This window comes from Peptoniphilus sp. DNF00840 (genome assembly GCF_001553125.1).
Classification (GTDB): domain Bacteria; phylum Bacillota; class Clostridia; order Tissierellales; family Peptoniphilaceae; genus Peptoniphilus_A; species Peptoniphilus_A vaginalis.
Genome location: NZ_KQ960213.1, coordinates 1 through 6,385 on the forward strand (window position 1 = coordinate 1; position 6,385 = coordinate 6,385).

Annotated in this window: 2 protein-coding genes and 1 pseudogene; all 3 read left to right on the forward strand. The window is 30.2% G+C overall.

Going from position 1 to position 6,385, the window contains the following annotated elements:
* Positions 1-274 precede the first annotated feature (274 nt).
* Positions 275-2,911: an NEAT domain-containing protein gene (locus HMPREF1864_RS04955; RefSeq protein WP_062571734.1), complete on the forward strand. Its 2,637-nt coding sequence runs from the start codon at positions 275-277 to the stop codon at positions 2,909-2,911.
* A gap of 15 nt (positions 2,912-2,926) precedes the next feature.
* On the forward strand, positions 2,927-3,574 hold the full coding sequence (locus HMPREF1864_RS04960; protein WP_062571735.1) for an NEAT domain-containing protein: 648 nt from the start codon (positions 2,927-2,929) through the stop codon (positions 3,572-3,574).
* 2 nt (positions 3,575-3,576) lie between these two features.
* A pseudogene (locus HMPREF1864_RS04965) lies at positions 3,577-6,385 on the forward strand (NEAT domain-containing protein); the annotation flags it as partial.

A 6,385-nucleotide genomic window follows, 5' to 3' on the forward strand; every position in this document is an offset into this window, starting at 1 on the left:
TGCACAAGTTCTTTATAACATTGATCACAATTAAAAATATTTCTTAAGGCTATCCTTAACCTAAAGAGGATGGCCTTAAGGAACTTAATATTTATTGAAAATAATCTCATAAAATTTCATAAAAACAAATAAAAGAAAAGTGTTTTAATGATGGAGAAAACAAGATTTTTAAGTAAATAGATAAAAAGGAGGTGGTTAAAAAATAGAGGACATAATAAGCGACAAGTAAGAACGTAGGCATTTGTATTTTTAATGTTAAGAGAGAGGAGCTGAAATGAAAAAAATTAAAAGTTTCATATTTTTTAGCTTATTAATCTTTATATTAACAGGTCAGACTTTTGCAAAGACAAAGCTTGACTACAGGAATTTGCCAGATGGCGAATATAGTGTAAAGATTGAAGTTAGGAAGAATGGGAAAACATCATTATCTATGATGGATGATGCTGTGGAAAAACCAGCAAGTATTGTAGTTGAGAATGGTAATTATTTTCTAAAGTTTAAGATGCTACCATTAACGCTTGATGAATATGGGGCAACAGGATATTTGGGGAATATTTATTATTTAGATTCTAAAGAGAATTATGCTAAAGCTAGTGTGCTAGATTATTATGACTATCAAGACGAACTATCCCAAAAGTATAAATTAAAATACCCAAAAAATATTATGTATCCTATTGATAAGACTAAACTTGAAAATATTCAAGAAACAAAAGTGAGAGTCTTTGTTCCGGTAATGGAAGAATTCGGTGAAGAAGGAGAAGAAATGGGAACTCAATATGCAAGACCAACTATATATTGGGACACTCTTCAAGAAAAGAATTCAAACGAATTTGTAAATATCAATTTAGCGGATACAAAATTTGCACAACCAAAACTAAGGAAGATAGTTGACCAAGTTGGAAAAATTGTTGAATACCAAGGGAAAAAATACTTATATATTAACTTCTTCAATTTAAAACTTGATAGTAGTGGATATGATGATGGTACAGAAACTTTAGAATACTCCTACGGAGAAGACCAAACACGTTATAGCTTACAAAGTAAAGTAATAGAAGAAGGAAAAATTGGTGGCAAATACCAACTATCAGAAGCCTATATTCCAATAGATGGGGCTGAAGAAATTTATCTTTATGGTAAATTCCAGGCAACAAAGTACAAACAAGAAAGATATGAGCAATCTGCTAAAATCAACTTAAGCCTATTGACACCAGCAAAATCCAATTCAGATGACTTAAAACTTGAATTTGTAAAACAAGATGATGTAAGTGTAAAGAAAAACAAATCTAATAAACTTCCTTATGATTTCAATATTGGAGGAGTCTTATATTCACCTTACACATCAATAGATGGAAACAAGTTTAGATTAACAAGAGATGGTGAAAATGTAAGGTTTATATTTAATAAAAACTCATTTATTACAAGTAATATAAGAAATATTAAATATACCCTAGATGGAAGTGAACCTAATGAATCTTCCTTTGATGCAGACTTAAGTTTTTACAATCAAAGTAAGTTTCATGAAGACTCTTATTATAATGTTGAAATTGATCCTTTTAATATGACAAATATATCTTCTATGGGTGGAAATGTAACTTTAAAGGTAAAAGCCTTTGATAAAAATGGTATGGGAGTAGGAAATACCCAAACTTATGTTATACCTTACGACAAGGAAACTATATCAGAAGTCAAGGGAGATACTATGCCAGACCTAGGATGTCCTATGATTTTAAGCACTGGTAAAAAAGCTGCATTACCAAAGAATTCAATGATATATGCAGAGGAATTATCAGACTACAATATGCAGGAGGAATTAAACAATCTTGCAGAAGAAGAGGGTATTTATAATCCGAGCCTTGTAAAGCTAAGCCTATATGATGGCAATAAGCCTTTAGAATTAAATTATAATGGTTCATGGAATGCCAATGTATGTCCTCTTGCCACAGTAAAACTAAAGGGAAATAATTTAGGTAATTATTTCGCTTATGAATATAAGGATGGTAAGTTAATTCCATTGGCAACAAAGGCAAGTCCAAGGGAACTTGTATTTAATATTTCAAGTAACCAAGGATATTATGTTATTGGACAAGTTGATAAAAATAGTGTTAGGAAAATGGCAATAAATCTCTTGTCTAATAAGATTAAAGAAGCAGAAGCTTATTTAAACAGCGGAGAAGTAAACCTATACTCACTTATCTTGGAAGGAGATATAGAAAAGGCGAAAAATGACCTTGGAAAATTTAAAACTCCTTATATCTGTTTAAGTGGAGTTGAAAAGATTGAAAGAACTATGAACTTAGCAAAATCTTCTGGTGATGAATCCCCAGAATTTTATAAGGAAAAGGCTAAGGTATTAGTCCAAGTAGCAAATGAAATATTAAATAAAAATATTTTAAATAAGTCTAGTGAAAATGAATTACAAGGGACAAGAGATAGACTTCAATATGCTATTAGTAATAATGACCTTAATAGTCTAAGGGATTCTATAAAAAATCTCGATAAGGCCTTAAACAATCTTTCATATAAGGGTAAGGGACAAGCTGTAAATATAAATATACTAAAGGAAAACTCTAATCAAAGATCTATGGCAAGTAATGTTTTTGAAAATCAAGGAAAATTGTTACAAATAGATGGAAAATATTATTTGGAACTTGGCTTAAAAACAATGTACTTTGGAAATATTAGAGCCCACCTACTTGATCTTGAAGTTTTTGAAAATGGTCTAGGTTCAAGGCTATTAAATCTTACTCCAATATCAAAGTTTTCAGATACAGGACTCCAAGGAGTAGAATTTTACAACAAAAAAATTCTTATTGAATTAGGAAATAGACCAAGTAGTGAATATTATATAAGAGTTAAAAATGATGCAATGGGAAATGCAAGACCTGTTGCTAGATTAATAATAAATTATTAAAGAGGAGATAATAAAATGAAAAATATTTCAAAAAATTTAGTAGTTGCAGGCTTAGGCCTTGCAATAATAGCAAGTGGTTCTGTTTTTGCAGAAGGTAGCAAGACATTAAGTGATAATAATAGTTTATTTGGTGGAAATCTTGTAAAAGAAGCTTCATTAAGAGATAACTATTTAGATTATAAAAATCTTCCACAAGGTGAATATAATGTTGAAATGAAAATTATGAATTCTGATCCAGATAAGAAAGATAGACCATCTATGATGAATAAAGGAGTTGTTAGCAGTAAAGTCGAAGTGGATTCAAGTGGACAATATTGGCTTCACATAACTATGAAAAAAATTAAGAGAACAATAATACAAGAAGGAAAAAAACATACATTCGAAGGATATATGGAAGACCTTAAATATTATGATAAAAATCAAGAACTAAAAGATTCAGAAGTATTGTCATGGCAAAAAGATTTAAGAGATTTACAAAATCCTGAATCAGATTTTGTTAATTATCCAAAAGAAGTAAGATTTAAAATTGATAAACCTACTAGTAAAATCCAAAGTATTAAGATAAAAGTTTATGCTAGTGTTATGGAAAAAATTAAGAAAGGAATGGGTAGGCAAGAGGCAATTCCAACAATAAATTGGGATAGACTTAGTGTTATTAAATAAATATGAAAGGGCTAAAAAATATTTTTATATTAGTTCTTGTATCTGTTCTTTTAATAACATCTATACCTGTATTTGCAGAGGAATCTAATGATGATATAAAGAAAGATATCAAGCAATATTTACAAGTAGTTGATCAAATAGATCCAAGCCTGAATCCAATTTTTCTAAACATAATAAAGGATCAAATAAAAAACAAATCGAAAGATTATGAAAATAAAAGTGATAAAGAAGAATTAGGGAGTATAAGAAGTGCTGTAAGAACTAGTATATTAAACTATTTATTTTATAGGATTTCTATTTTAAGAGGAACGGAAGTTTTTGATGAGAAAAATGATAAGAGAACACCAGAAGATAAGGAATTATATCAATTAGTTTCAGAATTTAAAAAAGGAGATAAGCCATATAAGGATACAAAGGAAATATTTGATCTTATACAAGGGTTAATAAGAGAACAGGCAGATTTAATTGATAAAAATTCTTCAAAATTAATTCTTACATCTAATGAAATCAATCAAAAGACAAAGGAATATTATGAAAAAACTAATAAAATAGTTGAATTAATAAAAAAAACTAATTCTTCTACAAATAGGGTTACTTTTGATAAGTTAGAAGAAAATAAGACTTATCTTGCAAATATTATGTTATATCATACTGTCAATGATCAAAAATCTATGTCGAATGAAGCAGTAGGGGAAATAGCAAAGTTAATAAAGAAATCTGATGGGAAAGTATATATTCAGATTGAAATGAATCCAATTGCTATAAGTATGTATGATACTTGGTTTTCAGGTTATCTCTTAGAGATGAGACATATAAAAGATTTTAATAAATCTGCTAAGGATAGAGATAATTTTGAAAAAGCTAACTGTCTAAAATATTATGATCATACTGATGAATTATGTGAAAAATATGGAAAAGACATGAAGTATCCAAAGATTTTGGAATTTCCGTTTGAAACAAAAAATTATGAGGACTATTGGAAAAATAGATATCCAAATTTAGCAGATAGTAAATTCAAAAATACAATTCCAGCAAAAGTAGAAGTTTTTGTGCCTGTTATGGAAGAGTTTACAGATGTAGATGAAATTAGTAATTATACTGGTGATCCAGACGATATCAATGCCGCTTATAAATTTGATTTTGAACAAGATAATAGATATGGAATGGGTAGTAAGTATGCTATTTTAAATATTTTGTCTGATTCAATAGAGGAATATAAAGAGGGAGATAAAACTGCTGTAGAAAAAATTTTAACTAAGGCAAAAGCAATTAACGAAACTAATAACAAGGAAGCATATAAAGACTTACAAAAAATAATTAATGAAGTTGAATCTAATTTAGATAGGCTTATATTTACAAAAGATGATGAGAGTGATTGCATTTCAAGACTTAATGTAGCTATGTCTAAATGCAATAAAACAAGTGAGGAAAACTTTGAAGTTCCTGTTATTTTAAGACATTCTGTTGATGATAAAAATTCTATGGGTAATTTAGCTTTAGTACAAAAAGCAAAAATATCTAAAGAAAATGGAAAGACATATATGACTATAAAGTTCAAAGCCTTAAGAAAAAAAATAAATGGATTCAATCTTATAGGTCATCTTGAAAAGTTATGGATCTATGAAAAGAATGATTTTAATTCCAATGCTAAAGAAGTCACTGATGTTACAAAGGTAAATGAAGTGGGCTTAGATGGGACTACAAAGGAATATCCTTCCTTATTAAAATTTGAAATTAATCCAGAACTTGCGTCAAAGGATGGAGAAATTTATGTTAAAGTTTTTGTAGATGCTATGGAGTCTATTAGTAAAGGAATGGGAACTCAAAACGCTAAAATATTAGTTAAGGGGTCTCAAGCAAAAGCTTGGACTGATTGGCCTAAGGAGGACCCTATTGTTGATAATAAGGGAGAAGGTAATCAATCTGGTAGTGAGGAAAAGCCTTCTACAAATATTAATGAACTTCGTGGAATTTTAAAGGATTCTATTGATAATGCAAATGCTCTTATTGCTACTAATGGGGCAGATAGGTTCTTAAGTAATGCAATGGCAAATGCTAATAGTGTTTTACTTAATGATAAAGCAACATCCACAGATATTAGGCTTGCCCTTAGTGCTTTGAACAATGCAATAGCAAGAAACAATCCAAACTCTAGTGGAAATTCTAATAATTCTTGGAATAAGAATAACAACTCATCATGGGGCAATAACAACCAAGGCTGGAATAACAACTCATCATGGGGAAGCTATGGCAATAACAACCAAGGTTGGAATAACAACTCATCATGGGGAGTTTACAACAATAACCAAAATAACAATAAAAATAATGGACCAGTAACAATCCAATATGAAGTACCTGTAGAAGTTCTTCACGCACATGAAAATAGGTATTCTATGGCTAATGGGGCAATAAACCACACAGCAAGAGTAGAAGAAAGAAATGGACAGTTCAGGTATAGTGTACAATTTGGACCAATGCAAAGGGAATTTGCTGGCAAGACATTTACAGGAAACCTATACAACCTATTTATCTACGATGGAAGCAAGTATCAAGCAGAGCAATCATCTGGAAATGTATGGTCCTGGGTTATGAATGGCAAGTATGACAAGGTTAGAATAGCAGTTTGGGTTGATGCTATGGATGAAATAGCAGGCAAGGGACAAGGTGGAGGAGAGCAAGATGCAATCCTATCCTTTAACTGGAACAATGCAAGAGAAGTAGGAAGAGTTGGCGGAAACAACAACAACCAAAACCAACAAAATCAACAAAACCAAAACCAACAAAAGCAAGCACCACAAGTAGTACAAAATA